The sequence below is a fragment of the Paenibacillus filicis genome (assembly GCF_038070315.1).
In the GTDB taxonomy this organism is placed as follows: Bacteria; Bacillota; Bacilli; order Paenibacillales; family NBRC-103111; genus Paenibacillus_G; species Paenibacillus_G filicis.
On sequence record NZ_JBBPCC010000004.1, the window covers coordinates 213407 to 235575 of the forward strand.

Sequence of the window (22169 nt, forward strand, 5' to 3'; positions counted from 1 at the left end):
AAGGGAAGAATGCAGGGCTAACAGGGCGCTAGCCCGGAAGGAGGAGTCATGGCATCGCAACCATTGCTAGATATCGATCAATTATCCGTGAATTTCAATACCCCGAGCGGCCCGTTGAATGCCATTAACCGTGTGAGCCTGCAGATCGGCAAGGGGGAGACCGTGTGCCTGGTCGGCGAGTCGGGGAGCGGGAAGACGATCACCTCGCTGTCTATCATGCGTCTGATCGACTACGACAACGGCTCCATCTCCCACGGCGACATCGCGCTTGACGGGCAGAGCCTGGTTGCGTTGTCGCAGAAGCAGATCAGCGAGCTGCGCGGGAAAAAGATTGCGATGGTGTTCCAGGAGCCGATGACAGCGCTTGACCCTGTCTTTACCATCGGCAGCCAGATCGTCGAGGTACTGCTGCGCCATGAACGGATCAGCAAGCCGGACGCATGGGATAAGGCCTTGTCGCTGTTGCGGCGGGTCGGCATCCCGGAGCCGGAGGTCCGGATGAAGCAGTACCCGTACCAACTATCGGGCGGCATGCGCCAGCGGGCGATGATCGCCATCGCGCTGGCCTGCGGACCCGAACTGCTGATCGCCGATGAGCCGACGACCGCGCTGGATGTCACCATCCAGGCGCAGATTCTCGCCTTGCTGCGGGAACTGAAGGAAGAATTGAACATGTCGATTCTGCTCATCACGCATGACCTGGGGATCGCAGCCGAGATGGCTGATCGCATCGTCGTCATGTATGCGGGCAAGGTGGTCGAGCAGGCCGGGGTTCATCAGCTCTTTGAAAACCCCGCCCATCCTTATACGCAAGGCCTGCTGCACTCTATCGTCACTATGGATCAAGTGCGCGGGCTGCCACTATACACGATTCGCGGTTCAATTCCTAGTTTGTCCGAGCTGCCTTCAGGTTGCCGGTTTCATCCCCGGTGCACATATGCAACGGACCGTTGCCGGTCCGAGGATCCTGCGCTGCGAGAGCTGAACGGACGCGAGGTGGCCTGCTGGCATGCGGAGAGGCTCGACTCGGCGGCTGCCGAGGTGTTCGGCAGTACGTTGGACGAGGCGATAGGCACAGAGAGATCTCAGGGCTGGCAAGGGCGGAGGGCGGAGCTGGCTGCGGGTACAGGGCGAGAGCTGGAGACGAAGGCCCCGGAGGTAGAGGCGGAGTACTCCTTACAGAGTCCGGCAGAGGTATCGCCGCAGGAAGAAGTGCCAGAGACCGGAGAGGCTTTTCCGAATCATACGGAGCCCTTCCAGGAGATGCACAGGGAGGCTGACCCGGCTGCTGACGGAGTGGGGTTGCTGGGCCTGGAGTTGAGTCTGGTGCAGTTCTCCGACGCTCAGGACCTGCCGACGGTCTCAGGCCATATAGCAACCGGGCAAGTCCTGCTGCAGGTCCAGGGAGTGAAGAAGCATTTTCCGATCCATCGGGGTTTATTTCAACGGGACAGGAGCTCTATCCGCGCGGTGGACGAGGTGACCTTTGATATCCGCAAGGGGGAAACGTTCGGGCTGGTCGGCGAGTCCGGCTGCGGCAAGTCGACGCTGGGGCGCGTGCTGCTGCAACTGGAGAAGGCAACGGCCGGACGCGTCCTGTTCGAAGGGCGCGACGTGTTGTCCCGGGGCATCCGAGAGTCCAAGGAGCTGCGGAGGGACATGCAGGTTGTCTTCCAGGACCCGTACGGCTCTATCAATCCGCGCTGGAAGGTCGGCGATATTATCGGCGAGCCGTTCAGGGTTCATGAATCGCTACGCGGCGCAGAGAAGCGGGAGAGGGTCCAGCAAGTGATGCAGCGGGTAGGACTCAATCCCTCCTGGTATGACCGGTTTCCCCATGAGTTCTCCGGCGGACAGCGTCAGCGGATCGGCATTGCGCGTGCGATTGCGCTGAACCCCAAGTTCGTACTGGCCGACGAAGCCGTATCGGCTCTGGACGTATCCGTGCAGTCGCAGGTCGTCAACCTGATGCAGGAGCTGCAGCAGCAGCTTCAGCTGACGTATCTGTTCATCGCTCACGGATTGAATATCGTCCGCTACATCTCGGACCGGATAGGCGTGATGTATCTGGGTAAGCTTGTCGAGGTGGCACCCACGGACGAGTTGTTCCGCCATCCGGCTCATCCCTACACGCGCGCGCTGCTATCGGCCATTCCTGTCCCGGACCCCAACCGGCGCAGGGTCTACGCCCCGCTGCAGGGAGAGATGCCTTCGCCTGCCAATCCTCCGTCCGGCTGCCGGTTTCATACCCGCTGCCCGGCGGCGACGGCGCTGTGCAAGGAAACGGCTCCAGAGCTTGTGGCTGTAGGCAACGGCCACTGGGCGGCTTGCCATTATCCCCTATAGGAAGCAGGAGTGAACCCCATGAGCCAACAGATGCATTTGGGACTCTTCGCCGCCGCCAATGGCCACCATGCCGGCGGCTGGCGCCACCCCGAAGCCGGGACAGAAAGTCCGCTGGAGCTGGAATATTATACGGGCATTGCCCGTCAGGCTGAGCAGGCTAAACTGGACATGCTGTTTCTCGCCGACAAGCTGGCGATTGATGACAATTACGGCGGCAGCTTTGACCTGACCGTCACCCACAGGCCGACCTTATCAGCCGAACCGCTGACGCTGATCTCGGCGCTGGGCGCTGTGACCAAGAGGATCGGGTTGGCGGCCACGGCCTCAACCACGTACCACGAGCCTTACCATCTCGCGCGTATGTTTGCGACCCTGGATCATCTGAGCAAGGGCCGTGTAGCGTGGAACGTCGTGACGTCGACGAGCGATGCGGAGGCGCGCAACTTCAGCAAGGCAAGTCATCTCGATCATGCGACCCGCTATGAGCGGGCCCAGGAGTTTATCGAGGTCGTCCGCTCGCTCTGGGACAGCTGGGGGCCGGATTCGCTCCTTTGGGACAAAGAGCGGGGCGTTGTCGCAGATAAACGAAAAATTCATTATGTGCATCATCACGGTCCGTGGTTTGACGTGAAGGGACCGCTGAATGTCCCCCGTCCTCCGCAGGGGCATCCGGTGCTCATCCAGGCCGGATCGTCGGAAACGTTCCGCGAGCTGGCGGCCCGGCATGCCGAGCTGATTTTCACGGCGCAGCCGAATCTCGCATCGGCCCAAGGCTTCTACCGGGATTTTAAATCCAGGGTAGTGCGTTACGGTCGGTCGCACCAGGACGTGAAGATCTTGCCGGGCACGATGGTAATCGTCGGAGATACGGAGAGGGAAGCTCGAGAGAAAGAGCAGCATCTGCAATCGCTGATCGACACGAATACGGGGCTGGCGTTTATGTCGGGCAGTATGAACTATGACTTGTCCAAGCATGAGCCGGACGCGCCGTTTCCTGACATCGAGCAGGAAATTCGGGGCAGCCGTGGACGATTCCAGTTCGTCTTCCGCAAAGCAAGAGAAGAAGGCCTGACGCTGGCCCAGGTGGCCCGGTGGTATATCCAGAGCCGCTCGCATCACGTCGTCGTCGGCACGCCGGGTTCGATCGCGGATCGCCTAACCTCGTGGTTTCGGGAAGAGGCCTGCGATGGCTTCAACCTGATGGCTCCATATATGCCTGGCGGCTTGGATGACATCTGTGGACGCGTCGTACCGGAGCTGCAAAGCCGGGGCGTATTCCGCTCCTCGTACACAGGTAGCACGCTGCGCGAGCATCTGGGCCTCCGGCAGCCGGTAAATCGCTTCGCCGAACAGGCAGGGCTGGCGTCCGGGGAGCGCGAAGCGGCAAACGGGGAGCGTGAGCAGGTATGAGGCCGGACTTTACCTCGAAGCTCGTGTCCCTATCGGAAGCCGTCAGCCGGATTCCGGACGGGGCCAGTGTGGCGATCAGTGGCAATATGGAGATGTCGCCGATGGCGCTGATCGGCGAGCTGCTCCGTGCGGAGAAGCGCAGCCTCTCATTGATCTGTTCGGGGGCGGCGGCGATCAACGCGGATATGCTGATCGGCGCAGGCGTGGTAAGCTCGCTAGAATTTTCACAAATCACAATGGGAGAATTCGGGTTCGGGCCTAACTTCCGCCGGGCAGTAGAGCGGGGAACTCTCCAGCTAAGAGAGCATGCCTGCCCGTCGCTGGCGGCAGCGCTTCAAGCCGGAGCGATGGGGATTCCGTTCATCCCAGTGAGGGGACTGGTCGGAACGGATTATATGCGCGTCCGTCCGGATTTCCGCGTGGTGACAAATCCTTATGACGAACAGGAGGACCTCGCGATCGTTCCGGCCCTATGCCCCGATGTGGCACTGTTCCACGGGTACAAGGCAGATGTCTTAGGCAATGTAATCGCCAGCCCGTCTCAGAACAACCGCCTGCTTGCTCAGGCTTCCGGGTTCACGGTAGCTTCGGTGGAGGAGCTTGTATCGCCGGAGGAGCTTCGGCGCGAGCCGGGCTCCATCATTCCCTCGATCTATATCGATGCGGTGGTCGTCGCTCCTGGAGGAGCGCGGCCGACAGCTTGTCCGGGGAATTATGAGCTGGACGAGGAGCATGTCCACCGGTATATGGAGGCCTCCCGGACAGAGGCTGGCTTTGCTGCTTATCTGGACTACTGGATTGGGAGAGCAACCAGGGGCGTGGTTGAGCCGGCCAGCCTATCGGGTCAACCTGCTGAGAAGTCAGGCGTGAGCTGTATGGTATCGCCAGCCGCCGCAACTGAGCCTGTGGCGGTGAATGCTTCTCCTGAGGAGGCCGGACAATGACGAATCCGCAAACCGATAGCGGCGCGCAAGCTTATAGCGCCGAGGAGTGGCTGATCTGTCTGCTGGCCCGGCAGCTGAAGGATGGGGAAGTGATCGGCGTCGGCAATCAATCGCCGATCCCGGCGGCGGCAGCGCTGTTGGCGAAGGCCTTGCATGCGCCTGGGGCGACGGCATACATCCTAGGCCAGCCGGAATGGCCGTTTGAGGGGACCAAGGAATTTTTTGATTACATGCAGCGTGGCGGCATCGATGTTTTTTTCCTAAGCGGTGCGCAGATTGACGCTTACGGCAGCGTCAATCTTCATGTCATCGGAGACTACGAGCGGCCTAAGGTGCGCCTGCCGGGCGGCGCGGGCTCCGGCGTCGTAAGCTATGTATGCCGGCGCATCCTGTTGTTCAAGACGGATCATGGTCTGAAGGGATTCCCGGAGCGACTGGATTTCGTCAGCGCAGCGGGAGAAGCTGCCCCCAGCGTGTTTCGCCAAGGGCAGGTGGAAGGCGTCTTTACGCCCCTGGGCGTGCTGAGGCTCGGCGACCGTGATTCGGAGCGGCCTAGGGCTGCAACTGACGCCGGGGGCGGTGGGGGGCAGCAGGCTGAGCCGTATTCCGCCATGCGTCGGCTCAGGCTTGCCGCCGTGGCTCCTGGGGTTACGCCGGCTGAGGTGCAGGCGCAGACCGGGTTCGACCTGGGGCTGGGGACGCCGGGCAGCCTGCTGTCGGGTGAATGGGGCGGATCTGTGGACCGTCCAGACTCCGTAGCCTCTCCCGACCTAGCGGCGTCTAGCGCCCAGCGTACGACTGTACCGTGGCCGATCGAGCAGCTGGAGCCGCCGACCGGGCTAGAGCTGCACACGCTCCGGACGCGTGTCAGGACGGAGCTGGGGCGGATCTATCCGATATTCGCCAAGCGGTCACTGGGCTGACGCCCCGGGTGGCATTTTGGTCCTGACGCTCAGGACCGGGGAGGAAGAGCCTCTCTCATGCGGAACGAGCCATCATATACAGGAAAGCAGGGATGAGGATGAGTCAGAATTACGAATTCGCCGAGCTAGAGCGGGATATCGAGGTCATTTTACAGGAGACCGATGAATATCGGGCGATTATCGACCGGGTGAAGCCTCTGCTCCAGCGGCTGCTGCAGAACAAAGGCCTTTTGCCGGAAGCCTACAGGACGCCCCGCCCTGATAAATACGCACAGGTTCTTCTGTACAAGCCGAATCACGAAGCTTTCTCCGTCATTGCCTTCATCTGGGGGCCGGGCCAGACGGCGCCGGTGCATGACCATCTCGTCTGGGGACTCGTCGGGCTGTACGAGGGGGCGGTAGTCGAGAAGCGTTACCGCCGGGAGGATCGCGGCGAGGGGGCAGAGCCGCGTTATGAGATTCGCGAGGTCGGCGAGGTCACCGCACGCCAGGGAGATATTTCGTTCGTGTATCCGCCGGACTACGATATCCACGGGGTGTCCAATCCGTTTGGAGAAACAGCGATTACGGTGCATATTTATGGCACTGACATCGGCAAGCAGCCGCGTCATATTCACGATGTGGCGACGGGAAGCTACCGGGATGTCGTGACCCTTCATGACAACGAGCAGCCCGTTTACCGTTCATCATCAACCGCGTAGCGATCAAGGAAGGACGAGGGACTCTACATGTCATCAACGAAGCAAGGGCCCCTTGCGGGCATCAAGGTATTGGAATTCGGCCAAATCGCCGCAGGTCCGTTCGCGGGTATGCTGTTCGCCGACCTGGGGGCGGATGTGGTCAAGGTGGAGCGGCCCGATGTCGGGGACGGGATGCGGGAATGGCCTCCTTTTTTCACCAATGAAGAGGGGGAGGCCTTCGGCTCCAACTTCAGCTCGCTTAACCGCAACAAGCGCAGCATCGCCGTGGACTTCAAATCGCCGGAGCAGGTCGCAAGGCTGCAGCAGCTATGCGCGGCCGCTGACGTGATCGTCGAGAATTACCGGCCCGGTGTACTGGCCAAGTTCGGCCTTGGCTACGAGACGCTGGCTGCCCTGAATCCCAAGCTCGTGTACTGCTCGATCACCGGTTACGGGCAGGAAGGCGCCTATGCGCATAAGGGAGCGTTCGATGTCACGATCCAGGCAATCAGTGGTCTGATGAGCGTGACGGGGGAGGAGGAGGGCGAGCCGGTAAAATGCGGAGTGCCCGTCGCCGACTTTGCGGCGGGCCTCTACGGGGCCTATTCCGTGGCAGCCGCCGTGCTGGCGGCAGAACGAACGGGCAAGGGAACCTACATCGACTGCTCGATGCTAGGCAGCGTGCTCGGGATATCCGCTCTGCAGACAAGCGAGTATTACGGCAATCAGACGGCCCCTAGGCGTCTGGGCAGTGCTCATCCGCGCAACGCCCCTTACCAGGGCTACCGAGGGAGCGACCAGCCGTTTGTCATCGCCGCAGGCAATGACAAGCTATGGCGCGAGGTATGCGAGGCGGTGGGGGAGCCGGAGCTGGCGGCAGACCCGCGCTTCGTCACGCAGACCTTACGAGCTCGGCATCAGAAGGAACTGGCAGCGCTGCTGCAGCGCGTATTCATTCAGCATACGGCTGCGGAATGGCTGGAAGAGTTCGACCGTCGCGGCGTGCCGTGCGCCCCGATCAATACCTTCGCCGATATTCTGAACGATCCTGTTGTGGCGGACAGCGGACTGCTGCATGAGCTGGAGCTTCCGAACCGGACGACGACGACAACGGTCGGGTACCCGGTGAAGCTGTCGGGTTACGACTTCGGCATCTACCGGCAGCCTCCGCGGAAGGGCGAGCATACGAACGAATTATTCGAAGAATGGGTGGGACATAATCATGAGCGAGACAACGCTCCCGTTCGCTAGCGGCCAGTCGGCGGTTAGCGAATACCGTGGCACGTCGGAATTGATCAAGCAAAGCATTGCCGGGCTCAGCGGGCAGCAGCTCGTATGGAAGCCCTCTCCCGAGAAGTGGAGTGTGAAGGAGATTCTCGCCCATCTTGTGGACTCCAGTCTGGTGCATGCGGTCCGGGTCCGCAAGATTGCGGCGGAGGGCACCCCGCCCTTCGTGCTGTACGATCAGGATGCATGGGTCAGCTCCTCCAGGTCTAACCAGGCGGAACTGGCTGATATCTTAGCGACGTTCGACGCCGTGCTGGCTTATAATCTCCTGTTGTATGCAAGGCTGGCTCCGGAGGATTGGGAACGCACCGGCCTCAATAATGGACAGGAAGTTTCCCTGACCGAGTTATTCCAGGGATTCATTCGCCATGTTCGGATTCATCTGGCACAGATCGAACGGACGAAGGCGGCCTATCCGGGTTAAAAAAGTTAGTATATCGATAAATTTCTGTACGCATGACTCAGCAGCCTGACGGAAGCTCTCCGCCGGGCTGTTTTGCTTGTCCACGTAGCCGGATGGAGGAGGCTGGCAGTACATCCAATCGGACAGGCAGGGTCAATTTTGCAGTCGAGGCTTACGTTTATTTAAACAATGGTTATTTTATGTAAGATGAGCCTGCCCCGAGTTCCACGCATTGGTGCTCCTGCAGTATATTAATAAGCAGCCTGTAGGCATCTCTACAAGCAAAGATACTGTCATAAAATTCCGATGGAAAAGCTCTCGTGCAAGGCCAATATTTCTTTCTTCTCCATAGAGTTCCTTCTCTTTTTGTGTTCCAATTGTCCTATCCCTAAAAGCAAATATTGCGCACCTATCGGGTTAACATGTAATATAATGGATACTGGGCTATTCGCCTAAATGTGCCGGAAGCAGGAATTGGACTGGAAATTTATTTGTATTTGTGAATATAAATACATAGCCCTGCACCTAATTTTGACAAAAAAAAGTGCTCAAATCCGAACATTTTCGATATTTTTTACAAGAATGATTGTCAAATCGGCTATTTTTCCTGTAAAGTAGTAAGAAAACAGAAGTGATTTCTATTCGAATTCAACTTCGAGGATTTTCATTCGTTTCGTAGAATAATGCAGACGCATTCTTGCATATCGATATTCACTTTAGCGCTTTAGTGGATATCAATGAGCGGAGGCGGTCATTATTCCAAACCAATCCCACCCATAGAAAGAAGGAACATGATCAGATGACTATTGTTCAAGAGATCGCGCAAGATTCGCTTCAAGCTGCTAAGGACTACGTGCACAAGGTGTATGAGACGGTAAAACAACGCAACGCGCACGAAAGCGAATTTCACCAGGCTGTCAAAGAAATCTTCGATTCCCTCGTACCTGTTTTTGCCAAGCATCCCGCTTACATCGAGCACGGCATCCTCGAAAGACTCTCCGAGCCAGAACGTTTGATCAGCTTCCGTGTTCCTTGGGTAGATGATCAAGGCAATGTTCAAGTCAACCGCGGCTTCCGCGTTCAGTTCAACAGCAATCTCGGCCCGTACAAAGGCGGTCTCCGCTTCCATCCGTCCGTTAATGCAAGCATCATCAAGTTCCTCGGTTTCGAGCAAATTTTCAAAAACTCCCTGACTGGCCAACCGATTGGCGGCGGTAAGGGCGGCTCCGACTTCGATCCGAAGGGCAAATCCGATGCGGAAGTCATGCGCTTCACGCAAAGCTTCATGACTGAATTATGTAAATACATCGGACCGGACGAAGACGTACCGGCCGGTGATATCGGTGTTGGCGCGCGCGAGATCGGCTTCATGTTCGGGCAGTACAAGCGCATCCGCGGCGGCTTCGAAGCCGGCGTCCTGACAGGCAAAGGCCTCGGGTACGGCGGAAGCTTGGCCCGTAAGGAAGCTACAGGCTACGGCACGGTTTACTTCGTACAGGAAATGCTGAAGGACGCAGGCCTGAGCTTCGACGGCAGCACGGTTGTCGTATCCGGCTCCGGTAACGTCTCCATCTACGCGATCGAAAAAGCAGCCCAGCTCGGCGCGACGATTGTAGCTTGCAGCGATTCCAACGGTTACATCTACGATCCGGCCGGTATCAACCTGGATACGGTCAAGCGGTTGAAAGAAGAGCAAAGAGCCCGGATCAGCGAGTACGTAAAAGAGCATCCGACAGCTACTTACCATGAAGGATGTGCAGGCATCTGGACGATTCCTTGCGATATCGCACTTCCTTGCGCTACGCAAAACGAAATCGACGAAGATGCTGCCCACCTGCTGGTTGAAAATGGCGTCAAAGCTGTAGCTGAGGGCGCGAACATGCCTTCCTCACTGGAAGCTATCGAAGTGTTCCTGAACAATGGCGTGCTCTTCGGACCTGCCAAAGCGGCCAATGCCGGCGGCGTGGCTGTCTCTGCTCTGGAGATGGCTCAAAACAGCATGAGATTGTCCTGGTCCTTCGAGGAAGTCGATGCGAAGCTGCATGAGATCATGACCAACATCTACCGCAACAGCGTGCAAGCCGCTGAAGAATACGGCCATCCGGGCAACCTGGTTGTAGGTGCCAACATCGCCGGATTCATCCGTGTGGCGGACGCCGCGATCGCCCAAGGCGTTATCTAATTTAACAAGTGGCGTAAGCCGCAACGAAGCCTGACAGAGTTCTTCTGTCAGGCTTTTTTTGCATTCAGATTAGCCGGTTTCAACGGAATAGAATCGTTACTATCGATTATTCTCACAATTTGGGACGGATAGCCTGAAACTTGTTTGATAGACCATTCGTCAAAAGGATACGGCTTACGGTAAGAGGGTTGTCAGTGGAACTAGCCCAGCGAGCAGTCCTTGTTTCTCAGCTTAGCCGTAGCAAGATGATTGAGAATGAATGAAATGGGCTAAATATAAAGAGGGCCTCACCTAGAGACGAAGGCCCGGGATAGAGCCCGGATAGAGATGGAGGGAACATCTATGAATCGCAATCACCTATCGGTAAGAGGCCTGCTATGGGCCGTCCCATTCCTATTGATGGCAGGCTGCAGCAGCCCAGCCGCAGGCAACTCGGATAAGCCTCCGGCGAGCAGTCAGCCTGCAGACAGCGCGAGCGGGGGGCAGAATCAGCCCCAAAATCAGCCTCAGACGCAGCCTTCTCAGACGCAGACGCCAGCGCCTCCGCAGTCTGAGTCAGCTCAGAAGCCGGAGGCTGTTCATATGGGTAAAGTAACGGCTGTTCGCCTCGCTGACCCGCAGAAGGGCTGGACAGGCGGCAACGGCTGGATTGCACGTACCGATGACGGGGGAAAGCATTGGACTGCGCAATATCAGGGAGCCGGTCTCGTGAACCAGCTATTCGCACTGAATGACCGCGAGGCTTGGGCGACTTTGGCGGATAAGGCTGAATCCAAGGGGCCGTTCCGGCTAATCCGGACGGAGGATGGCGGACATTCGTGGAAGGACGCGGGATCTGTACCCAATGCGGGGTTCCTGCATTTTGTATCCAAGACGGAAGCTTACAGCGCCAATGCGAAGACGACGGATGGAGGAAAAACCTGGACCAAGCTGGCCGTGCCCGAGCAGCTCGTAGGGGATGCTTATTTCCGTGACGGAGGCATCGGCTGGGCCGTGACGCAGAGCAAGAATGAAATCCAAGTTCAACACACGGCTGACGGAGGACAGAGCTGGCAGCCGGTGCTCAAGCGAAGCACGGCCGTTCCGGCCACAGGCGCACAGATCCGGTCTGCAGGCAAGGACGATGCCTGGGTAGAGCTTATCGGGGACTCGGGGATGTCGCAGACCTCCTATTCACTGCTTCATACGAGCGACGGGGGTAAGGCGTGGCTGACTGTGATCGCCAACTCCACGGCAGGAGCAGGACCGGCTCCGGGTATTCCGGCCGATCAGGCTAAGGGCAAGACCAATAACGGCTCCAAGCCCGGACCACTGTACGTTGTGAGCCCGAGCGTGGCGTTCATGGGCGGCGATTGCCCGGCATGCGATAAGCCCAATACGCTCGGCTGGACCAAGGATGGCGGTAAAACCTGGGTCAACGGCAAGGAGGAGCTGACCGGCTACGGCCCGGCTCTGCTGGCGATGGCGGATGCCGAGCATGGCTGGTGGCTGACGACGGATAACGAGCAGCCTTCCGTGATGTACACAACCTCGGATGGCGGCAAGAGCTGGACGAAGGCGTATACGTTCGATAAGCCGGAGCAAGGGATGTAAGCAGGGCAGGGAGGCAGCAAGGGGGCGGCAGAATCGGCCGCCCTGTTTTCCCATGCCAAGAAGGACGGGTCCCCACTTCTCAGAAAGCACGCGGACGGAATCGAGAGCCTGTCTGCCGAAAGCAGACGGACTTCCTCTTGGTGTAAAAATGGAGAAATGGTGCAAATGGAGCACAGAACTCTACCCAGTTATAGCGGCAGCAGATATAATGGGAGTCAACCAATGAACGGGAGACAAGCGCTATGAGGCAGAGGCTGCAAAACTACTACTTCAACATGATTGTGAAGATTGCTTTTTTTACAACCCTCGTTGTCCTGGTGTTGTCGGTTCTGCTGTACACCAGCTTCAGAAGCTATAATATAAAGACCGTCAATCAATTGAACGAAGCCTTGATGCATCAAGTGATCCATAATGCGGAACAAATTCATACATACATAAGAAATTACTCTATTTCGCTGATCGGCAATTCGGATGTCAAGAATCTGATGTACGGTGAGAACTTGTCGGTGTATGAGACGCTGGGCAGCATCCGAGCTCTGGACCTGCTGCTTGAGGCCAATCCGTACATGGAGTCTATGTACGTCTACAACGGACGGAGCGACACCTATTATGTAATGGGCCCGAATCCGGTCATCCGTCAGGGAGGAGCGTTCGATCCCGCCGTAGAAGAAATTTTGAAAGGGGTTTCAATATATCCTCCCCTATCTCCCATCCCAAGAACCCTTGCAGCCGCTGAAGAGGGGAGAACCCAGGATATACAGGTATTTACTTATGTGCTGCCCGAGTTCTTTCGTGACGGGAACACCCTGAAGAGTGCACTTATTATCAATGCCAAGGTCGACAAATTTCTGAATAATGTAGCTGCCGAGGACCCAGGCACCACGGGCATGATGGATATGAAAAGCCTATGGTTTCTTGGCGGGGACGGGAAAGTGTTTGCTCACACGGACAAGGACTTGTTCTTACAGAATGCGGCCGACAAAGAGTATGTCAGACGCATTCTCGAATCTCCGAAGAAGTCCGGATATTTTACCGAACAGTTGGAGGGAACCTCCTCCGTGGTGACTTATGTGCATAGCGAGCTGCTGGACTGGAAGCTGGTCGGCGTAACGTCTTACGATACGATTACCGCTATAGCCGAACGTGTGCGCAGCCTCACGCTGGGTATCGGCATTATGATGTTGACGGTTGGATTAATGGCGGCCTTCGTCCTAACGAAAAATTTGTATGCCCCCGTACGTACGCTGCGCAATAAGTTCAGCCCATATATGCCGATAGAGGGCAGCTCTGCCCGGCATACGAATGAATTGGAGATGATCTCCGAGGTGTTCTCGAAGACTCGCCACACCCTGCTCGATCTCCAGCAGTTCCGGAACAGCAACTGGCTTGTCCTCAAGCAGAAGGCTCTGGAGGATTTTATCCGGTCGGGGCTGCCGCCGGGCCGCAGAGAGAGCGAGTGGCTGCAGGAATCCGGCATCCGGATCAGCCCGGATCATACGTCGGTCACTGCCGTTCTGCGGATAGACCGCTATGCGGCTTTTTGCAGCAAGTATAACGAATCCGACCGCTCGTTATTGCGCTACGCGCTTACGAATATAACAGGGGAGATCATCCGCGACAGCTACGGGTGCGAGACGGTGGATATGGGAGAGGATCGGATCGCGGTTATTCTGAACATGGATGAAGACGAGGAGACAGGTCGGAGTTGGAAGGAACGGCTGGCAGAGCTACTGCGGCAAGCGCAGCGAAGCTTCGAGCACTATTGCGGAGCTACATTCTCGGCTTTCATCAGTGAGCCGGCCATCTCGCTGCGTGACATTCCTTATATGTATCGCGATGCGTTGGAGCTGTCCCATGACAGGATCAAGGCGGGTCACGGCTGCTTGTTATTTCGCATGGATGCCGGGGTGGCAGCCCCTGATTTCTTCAACATCAACCATCCGCTGCTCGATCAGCTGCTGGAGAGCATCAAGGAAGCCAAACCGGACAGGATCAGCGAAACCTACCGCAAGCTGATGGACATTCTGCGCCTATGTGATTATAACAACGTCATGTTTGCCGTATCTTATCTATCCTCTTCTCTATTCAACCTGCTGCACGTGATGGAGAGCAACCGTACGATTTCCTTCGGGCTCAGCTTTTCCGAATTCGACAAACGGCTGAAGACGCTGGAGACCTTCGAGGAGATCGATGCCGAGTTCCTCTCCCTATTCCAGGCGATTATCGCACGTATGGATAACAGCCACAATGAAAAAACAAATCGGATTGTCGCAGAGGCACTGCGTTATATTGAGGAGCATTATGCCAATCTTGCCCTTTCACCGCAGCTTGTAGCCGACCTGTTCAAGCTGACTCCGGCTTACCTGAACAAGCTGTGCCGGGAACGAACCTCCCATTCGCTTGGGGATTATATCACCCATATACGGTTGGTGAAGGCGAAGCAGCTGCTGAGGGAAACGAATCTGACGATTGACCAGGTGATTGATCGGGTCGGCTGGGAGAACAAGAAATACTTTTTCCGGATCTTCAAGAAGCAGGTCGGAGCCACGCCCACGGAGTACCGGTTGAAGCTGAGCGTCGACGGGTTGAACCAATCATGAGCGGCCGCCTGCCGAACCTCTGAGCGCATCGCTCAGAGGTTTTTTTCTGAAATCGTACCTTTTTTGCACTGGGTGAGGCGAATTATACCGTCGTTTTGCACCAATTCGCCGATTTTGACCCTTACTTTTCCATGGGGTCAAGGCTTACGATGAGCTCACGACAGGTTCGACAAATCCCAAGCCAAGGAAGGTGCATAATGTATGAGCAAGGTCCAGCCTGCGATGAAGCAACAGATGCTGACCGCTTCCCAACGAAGCGCAGGCTCGCTCAGATGGTGGAAGCAATTCAAAAAAAACCGGTTTCTCTTCATGCTGACGCTTCCGATGGTCCTATTTATCTTCGTATTCAAATACGTCCCGATGTTCGGAGCCGTCGTGGCCTTCAAGAAATTTCAGTTCAATAAGGGAATATGGGGCAGCGACTGGATCGGCTTCAGCAATTTCCGCTTTCTGCTCGATTCCCCGGACCTGTGGAGAATCGTACGCAATACGCTCGCATACAACTCGACCTTTATCCTGTTGAATTTGGCCGGGGCGCTGCTCGTAGCGCTGCTCCTGTACGAAATCACGAGCCGGAAGCTGTTGAAGATGTACCAGACCGTCATGTTCTTCCCTCACTTCCTGTCCTGGGTGGTCGTGGCATATATGGCTTACGCCTTCCTGAACCCCCGTTCGGGGATGCTGAACCGGCTGCTGGAGTGGGCGGGTTATGCCCCGCTGGATTATTACAATCTGGCCGATCCGTGGGTTTTTATTTTCCCTCTAGCCCAGCTGTGGAAGGAAATTGGCATGGGCGCGATCATTTATTATGCGGCTCTCATGGGGGTGGACCCAACCTATTACGAAGCGGCCAAGATTGATGGGGCGAACAAGCTGCAGATGCTGGTTCACGTCTCCCTGCCGTTCCTGTATCCAGTCATGACCATACTGACGATTCTCGCTATCGGTCAGATTCTGGAGGCGGATTTCGGCTTATTCTACCAGCTGCCGATGAATTCCACTACGGTCTATGCGACCACGGATGTCATCGACACCTATATCTTCAGAGCATTGACAGTGAACGGCGATATTGGAATGTCGGCGGCGACGGGCTTGATCAAGTCCTGCGTGGGCTTCGTGCTCGTAGTCGGGACCAATGCGCTGGTGCGCAGAATGAACTCGGACCATGCGCTGTTTTAGGAAAGGAGGATGTGCATGAAAGCTTCATTAGGGGAACGCTGGTTTATGGGCTGTACGCATGTATTCATGGTTTTGCTGAGCATTGCTTTCCTCATCCCGATTGTTGCAATCGTATCGATCTCCCTGTCCAATGACGGGGATATTGCCCAGTACGGCTATCGGTTGCTGCCGGCTAGGCTCGATCTGGAAGCTTACAGCTTTATCTTCTCCACACCTCTAACCTTGCTTCATTCGTATAAGGCAACCCTGATTATGTCGGCTGCAGGTACCTTCCTGTCGCTGGTGATGATTTCGACCTGCGCGTATGCATTATCGCGAAGGGATTTCGCTTACCGCCGCATCATTACTTTTTATCTGTTCTTCACGATGCTGTTCAGCGGCGGGCTGGTTCCGTTCTATATCCTGATGACCCACTATTTTCATTTGCAGAATACGTATGCGGCCCTGATTATTCCGGTACTCGGCAATGTATGGTACGTCTTCTTGATGCGAACGTTCTTCCAGCAACTGCCGGATGCGCTCGCGGAATCGGCTACGATCGACGGTGCTGGCGAGCTGCGGATTTATGTCAGCATTATTTTACCACTCTCCAAGCCGGTGCTGGCTACGATCGGTCTGATGCAGCTGTTGACCTACTGGAATTCCTGGTATCCTGCGCTGCTGTTTATTTCACAGAAGGATATGTATCCCTTGCAGTACTTGCTGCAGGTCATGCTGCAAAATATCAACGAAATCACCCGGAACATGCAGGATAATGTGATGGTCGATCTGACGGCTGCGGCCAACCTGCCGACGGAGAATATGCGGATGGCGATGTGTATTCTGGCGATTGGGCCTATGCTATTCGTGTTTCCTTTTTTCCAGAAATATTTTGCCAAGGGACTTACGGTAGGCTCGGTGAAGGGCTAAGAACGAATTAAAACCGGGCAGCCGGTTTTAAGATATACTGACTTATGCGACTACAGGGAGGGTTTACATGCAGAAGATGAAGAGGAGATTGGGATTTTCGTTGGCGGGTGTCCTGCTGATGAGTTCCGTGCTGGCCGGATGCGCTGGACCGGATGCGACACAGCCGGCCGCAGGGGGCAATGCCGCAGAGACACCGAAGGGACCGCCGGAGAAGCTGGTCTGGTATGTCCGCTACAGCGAGCCAGCCAACGCCAAGGCTGTGCTCGCCAAGGCCAACGAGCTGATTCAGAGTAAAATCCATGCAACGCTCGATCTGCGCTTTATTAATCCCGGTGATTACGATAATAAAATGCAGCTCATCATGTCTTCGGGAGAAGAATACGATCTGGCATTCACGTCGGCATGGGCGAATAATTACTTGAATAACGTCGACCGCGGAGCCTATATTCCGCTCGATGAGATGCTGGTCCAATATCCGGATCTCCAGTCGATTATGCGCAAGGAAGTCTGGAACGCCGTGAAGGTCAAGGATAAAACCTACAGCATTCCGAACAATCAGATCATGGTCAGTCAGGACGGGGTATGGTTCAAGAAGGATATCGCCGACAAGTACGGGGTGAACATCCAGAATGTCAAAAGCATCGAGGATCTGGGGCGCTTCTATGCCACGGTCAAGGAGAAGGAGCCGGGCATCATCCCCCTGCGGGCTGGAAGCGTTTCCTTAGGCTTCAACGCCTATGTTCCTAGCGCGGAGAACTTATTCTCTATCGATACGAGTACGTGGAAGGTTTATGATAAAGCACAAAATTACGTGGATGAATACAAAACTTTCCGTGAGTGGTACCTGAAGGGTTACTTCCCGCAAGACGTGGCCACGCTCAAGGATGAAACGAGTCTGATCAAAGCGGGCAAGATATTCAGCCGCTACGGCCGTCAGAAGCCGGGAGGCGATGCCGAGCTGAAAGCCGCCTATGGTTTCGATGTGGTACAGGCTCCGACCGCCCCTCCGATTATCGGACGCAGTGCGGCGCTCTCCACGCTTACTGCGATCAGCACGACGTCCAAGAAGCCACAGCTCGCCATGAAGCTGATTCATCTGATCAATACGGATAAGGAGCTGATCAATCTACTGTCCTTCGGCATCGAAGGTCAGGATTATACGAAGGCAGGTGACAAGCGCATCGAGAAAAAAGCCGGGTCTTATGAAGTGCCAGGCTGGCTGCTGGGCAATGTCTTCAATACGTATCTGCTGCCGGGTCAGCCCGATGATGTGTGGGAGCAAACGAAGAAGATCAACGAAACGGCGCAGATTGATCCGCTCATTTCCTTCAACTTCGACCGCACGCGAGTCGAGAACGAAATGGCCCGCCTGACGGCTATCGAGAAGGAGTTCCAGCCGATACTCGATAACGGTCTGGACGATACGGAGAAGACGCTGAAGCTGCGAGAGGAGAAGATGAAGGCGGCAGGCTTTGACAAGGTGCTGGCTGAGGTTCAGTTGCAGCTTGACGAATGGAGAAAGAATCAGAAGTAGCCGATATCAGATTGCACTGCCGGGGCACTAGTATCCAGCCGACGATGGGGAGGCTCCCGGCAGTTTCCTACAGGCAAGCGAAGAAAGGATGGATGATAATGAGGAAGACCAACGCTATGCGCAACCTCGCTGGGCTGCTGTCGATTTTGCTATGGCTGCAGCTATGGAATGTCAACGATACATTTGTAAGCGCTTCATCTTGGGTTTATTATGTATCGGTGGATGGGGATGATACTTCGGGAGACGGTAGCCTGGCGAAGCCTTGGCGTACGATCCAGAAGGCAGCTGATCTGATGCAAGCCGGGGACACTTGTATCATCCGCGGGGGCATCTACCGCGAGACGGTCATTCCCGCTCATTCCGGCACAGACGAAGCGCCTATTACGTTCAAGAATTACCCTGGTGAGACCGTGACGATCAGCGGGGCCGACGTATTGGCCGGCTGGACGGAGGACCCCGGAGCTCCGGGACGCATCTATAAGACCCCGATGTCCTGGACGCTTGGCTCGGGGAACCAGCTCTTCGTCAACGGTCAGATGGCGGACGAAGCGAGATGGCCCAACAACACGGGGACGCGATCCGAGCCAACGCTGGCCACGATGAGTGCGGGAAGCAACACGACGCTGACCGACAGCCAGATCCCGACGAATGTCGATTGGAGCGGAGGGACCGTCTGGTTTGCCGGAGGCGCGGCGTGGATCGGGCAGGACAGCACCATCACCGGCTTCAATCCAGCGAACGGCCAATTGGCATACACGTCTGTACGGGCGAGCAATTCCAACTATGATGCGCGCGTTGGCAATGCCTACTATTTGTCCGGCGTCAAGGGCGCACTGGATGCGGACAATGAATGGTGGTACGACAGCGTGAATCAGGAGCTGTATCTGCAGCCTTCCCCCGTAGCTGCGATAGCCGGACAACTGGTGGAGGCGAAGAAGCGGTTATTTGGCCTCGACGTATCGGCCAGATCGCATATCCATGTGAAAGGCATCGGCCTGTTCGCCGCAAGCGTCAAGACGGATGACGAGACCCGGTACCTGAGCATCGACGGCATGAAGGCCGCGTATGTGTCCCACAACAGCCGCAATCTGCAGAGCAATCCGGATGAAAGCAACAACGGCATCACGCTCCGGGGAGCATACAACCAAGTCCGGAACAGTGAATTCGCCTACAGCTCGGGCAGCCTGCTGAATGTGAAGGGGAGGTTCCACACGATCGTCAACAATTACATCCATGACGGCAATTATTCCGGCAGCTGGAACGGCCTGATCTCCGCTGTGGGCCAGGAGCATTATATCGCTTACAACACCTTGACCCGTTCGGGAAGAGATGTCATGAAGCTGGATAATCTGAACCGGATGATCGTGGAGTACAATGACCTCTCCTACGGGGGACTTGTGACCAACGACAGCGGTCTGATCTACACAGCCGGGGACGATGCACGGCGGACGGAGATCCGCTACAATACGTTCCACGATATGTATACCCATCTGGGCATGGGCGTCTACACGGATAATCAGAGCAGCAACTTCATCATTCATCATAATGTGATCTGGAATGTGCCCAATGCCGACCCGATCCGCTTGAATTCGCCGAGCAATTACAATCTGGTCTTTAACAATACCGCCGGCGCGAATACGAAGGGTATGGCCACCTGGGCCATCGTATTCCGGGGCGATATGTTCGGAGACCGGGTATTCAACAATATATTCGCGGGAGGGGATATCGACTTCGGAGAAGCCAGGGGATACGTGAAGAGCCATAATCTGGTGGCTGGTCTTGATCCGCTGTTCGCCGATCCGGCTCATCATGACTTTCGTCTCCAGACGGGTTCCCCCGCCATCGATGCGGGCCGTGTTATTGCTTCCATAACGGACGGCTATTCGGGGACGGCTCCAGATATCGGAGCGTACGAATACGGTCAGTCCTTATTTAAGACCGGACATGACTTCTCCTCGCCTCCGGTCATCGGAAGCATTGTCCATCACGAACCGCCTTATGTGAATCTGGTCCGCAATGGCAGCTTCGAGACGGGCGATTTGCAGGATTGGACCGTGACGGCAGGAACGGCCAAGCCTGTGTACGCCTCGGGAGGGGCCTGGTCATCCGAGACGGCGGCGATGCGAACGCAGAGTGGAAGTATCCAGCTGAAGAGCCCGGGCTCCGAGCTGGTACAGACGGTGACAGGGCTGCAGCCCGCTACGCGGTATACGTTCTCCCTCTGGACGAAGACGAGCTCGGCTGCAGCCCTGGCTTTCTTCGGCGTAAGGGATTACGGGGGAGCGGCGGTGACCGAGCAGGCTTATGGAACCGATTGGGTGCAGCGTACATTCGATTTCACGACAGGACCGTCCAGCACCTCGGCTACGGTGTTCCTGGGGCAGGCAGGGGGCGGAGGCTCGGGTCCCCAATTCATTGAGCTGGATACGCAGACGATCCCGTCCACCGCGTCAGCTATGCTGGAGTACGATGTAACCTCCTTCATCCAGACCGAAGCGGGCGGCGATCAGACAGCCAGCTTGAATATGAAGGGAGCCTCCAGTAGGACGACCTTCGCACTCAAGCGGAGCGGTGATAAGCAGCCGAAGCTCATCGTCACCTTGGCCGGTTCCTCGGTACCGGTGGAGCTTGCGGCGACCCACAGCGCGGGCGTACGGCTCCGGACGGGAACGCCCGATGCGGATGCCAGCTTTACGAATCCGACGTCGTTCAATGCGGCCAATTGGAACAGCGGCTACCAGGAAGAGTTTTACCTGAAATTCCCGCTGGCTCAGCTTGCCGGCGGACAGGTGACATCTGCCAAGCTGAGACTCAACGCCACCGGCGCGGCCGCTGCGGGGGCGAAGAGTACGGTATTCGGCCTAAGTGACGACAATTGGTCGGAGACGACGTTAACTTGGAACAATAAACCTCAAGGCTTCGAGCAGTCGGTGAGCTATGACGATATAGGGTTCATGCTTCCGCTGGAGCATCAGTCGGAGGCCGATGCGCTCAGACAGGTCGTCCTCGATGCCCGGATCATGCATGCGAGCGCGGCTGCTGCCGAAGAGTTCCCAGCCGAGGTGCTGGACGATCTGGCGCTAGCGATCAGCAAGGCCCGACAGGTTGCGGATGACCCGGCCTCCACCGGTGCGGAGCTGACGGCCGAACGGGATCGGCTGAAGGCGAAGCAGGAGTCGCTGCAGGCCCGTAGGGAGCTCTTGGGCGCCATTCGGCAGGCAAGTCTCCTCCTGGAGCAAACGACGGAAGGAACGCTGCCGGGCCAATATGAGGGCAGCGACCGGACTGCGCTACAGCAGGACATCCTGCTGGCACAGGCGGCATTCGGTGATGCCGGGAAGGACCGTCCGCAGCTGGTCGCGGCAAAGCTCGTTGTGGTGGAAGCGGCAAGCCGGTACGATGCCCGGGTGGTCTCGACGCCCGTAGCGCTCATTCCGAAGCTTCATCTGGACAGTATGCTAAATGATCCGCAGGGCTGGTCCGAAGCCTATGCTTCGGTAAGCGGCGGCTGGTCCCGCTTCTCCAAGGATTTCACCAGGTATACGGCTTCCAAGTTCGGCAGCGGCCTGTTCGCTTGGAGCCTGAGATATACTTTCCTGAATATCAGCTCGGAGTGGCCGGGGGTCCTCCTGAGATCCCAGAAGCCGAGCGGCCCGCTCAATCAGGACACAACGTATCTCGTCATTTTCAAAGCCGGGGTCTGGGAGCTGCAGAAGTGGGTGGACGGTAAGCAGAAGCTATTCAAGACGTTTCCCAATACTCAATTCGACGGGACGTCAGCGCAGGTATATATGGGGGCTGTGAATGTCGAAGGAGGCGTACGGCTGCTCTGCTACGTCAACGGCCAGCAGGTGTTCGACCTGATTGACCGCCAGGATCCGATCTTCCACGATGGATATTTCGGTTTCGCCTCTTCCGGCCAGTCCGGGGATATCGACGCCCAGCCGCTGCATCAGCCGTAGGCGGCCTTTCGCGGCTGCCGTCGGAGGTGAGCTGCCACTGAGGCTTCGACTGAGGGGAGTCTGTCCAAGAAATACCATAAGAAAGGCGATTATAGAATAGACTGGTGCCTGCTCATCGACAATGAGCGAGCACCAGTCTATTTTTGCAGATATGACCGAGAAATGCCGGGTATGCAAAGGCTGCGCCTGTCCCCCGGCTGGAGGTTAGGGAGATATA

At 56.7% G+C, this 22169-nt stretch carries 14 protein-coding genes; all 14 read left to right on the forward strand.

Annotation, left to right across the window (positions count from 1 at the left end):
- Positions 1–48: 48 nt before the first annotated feature.
- The 14 genes from WMW72_RS08900 (at position 49) to WMW72_RS08965 (ending at position 21952) form a co-directional block, all read left to right on the forward strand.
- Positions 49–2346: an ABC transporter ATP-binding protein gene (locus tag WMW72_RS08900; RefSeq protein ID WP_341415076.1), complete on the forward strand. Its 2298-nt coding sequence runs from the start codon at positions 49–51 to the stop codon at positions 2344–2346.
- Positions 2347–2364: 18 nt separating this feature from the next.
- Positions 2365–3756, forward strand: a complete 1392-nt coding sequence (locus tag WMW72_RS08905) for an LLM class flavin-dependent oxidoreductase (protein WP_341415077.1) — start codon at positions 2365–2367, stop codon at positions 3754–3756.
- Positions 3753–4700 (forward strand): CoA transferase subunit A, encoded by a 948-nt coding sequence (locus tag WMW72_RS08910; protein WP_341415078.1) that lies wholly within the window; start codon positions 3753–3755, stop codon positions 4698–4700. The genes WMW72_RS08905 and WMW72_RS08910 overlap by 4 nt, the downstream gene beginning before the upstream one ends.
- Positions 4697–5623, forward strand: coding sequence for a CoA-transferase (locus tag WMW72_RS08915; RefSeq protein ID WP_341415079.1), 927 nt, complete (start codon positions 4697–4699; stop codon positions 5621–5623). The genes WMW72_RS08910 and WMW72_RS08915 overlap by 4 nt, the downstream gene beginning before the upstream one ends.
- 98 nt (positions 5624–5721) lie before the next feature.
- Positions 5722–6324 carry a cysteine dioxygenase family protein gene (locus WMW72_RS08920; RefSeq protein ID WP_341415080.1) on the forward strand — a complete coding sequence of 201 codons (603 nt, stop codon included), beginning with the start codon at positions 5722–5724 and terminating at the stop codon, positions 6322–6324.
- A gap of 27 nt (positions 6325–6351) precedes the next feature.
- Entirely contained in the window at positions 6352–7554 is a 1203-nt protein-coding gene (locus WMW72_RS08925) for a CaiB/BaiF CoA transferase family protein (protein ID WP_341415081.1), read from the forward strand.
- Positions 7526–8014 carry a DinB family protein gene (locus tag WMW72_RS08930; protein WP_341415082.1) on the forward strand — a complete coding sequence of 163 codons (489 nt, stop codon included), beginning with the start codon at positions 7526–7528 and terminating at the stop codon, positions 8012–8014. The genes WMW72_RS08925 and WMW72_RS08930 overlap by 29 nt, the downstream gene beginning before the upstream one ends.
- A 778-nt stretch (positions 8015–8792) precedes the next feature.
- Complete coding sequence (gdhA, locus tag WMW72_RS08935) at positions 8793–10175, forward strand: NADP-specific glutamate dehydrogenase (protein ID WP_341415083.1); 1383 nt, start codon at positions 8793–8795, stop codon at positions 10173–10175.
- A 342-nt stretch (positions 10176–10517) separates the two neighbouring features.
- On the forward strand, positions 10518–11768 hold the full coding sequence (locus WMW72_RS08940) for a beta propeller repeat protein (RefSeq protein WP_341415084.1): 1251 nt from the start codon (positions 10518–10520) through the stop codon (positions 11766–11768).
- 242 nt (positions 11769–12010) lie between these two features.
- Positions 12011–14368, forward strand: a complete 2358-nt coding sequence (locus tag WMW72_RS08945) for an AraC family transcriptional regulator (protein ID WP_341415085.1) — start codon at positions 12011–12013, stop codon at positions 14366–14368.
- A 201-nt stretch (positions 14369–14569) separates the two neighbouring features.
- Positions 14570–15547 (forward strand): ABC transporter permease, encoded by a 978-nt coding sequence (locus tag WMW72_RS08950; protein ID WP_341415086.1) that lies wholly within the window; start codon positions 14570–14572, stop codon positions 15545–15547.
- A 15-nt stretch (positions 15548–15562) separates the two neighbouring features.
- The gene (locus tag WMW72_RS08955) at positions 15563–16456 is read left to right on the forward strand and encodes a carbohydrate ABC transporter permease (RefSeq protein WP_341415087.1); all 894 of its coding nucleotides are present in this window, start codon (positions 15563–15565) and stop codon (positions 16454–16456) included.
- A gap of 67 nt (positions 16457–16523) precedes the next feature.
- Positions 16524–17990: an ABC transporter substrate-binding protein gene (locus tag WMW72_RS08960; protein WP_341415088.1), complete on the forward strand. Its 1467-nt coding sequence runs from the start codon at positions 16524–16526 to the stop codon at positions 17988–17990.
- A 98-nt stretch (positions 17991–18088) separates the two neighbouring features.
- Entirely contained in the window at positions 18089–21952 is a 3864-nt protein-coding gene (locus tag WMW72_RS08965; protein ID WP_341415089.1) for a CBM96 family carbohydrate-binding protein, read from the forward strand.
- Positions 21953–22169 lie beyond the last annotated feature (217 nt).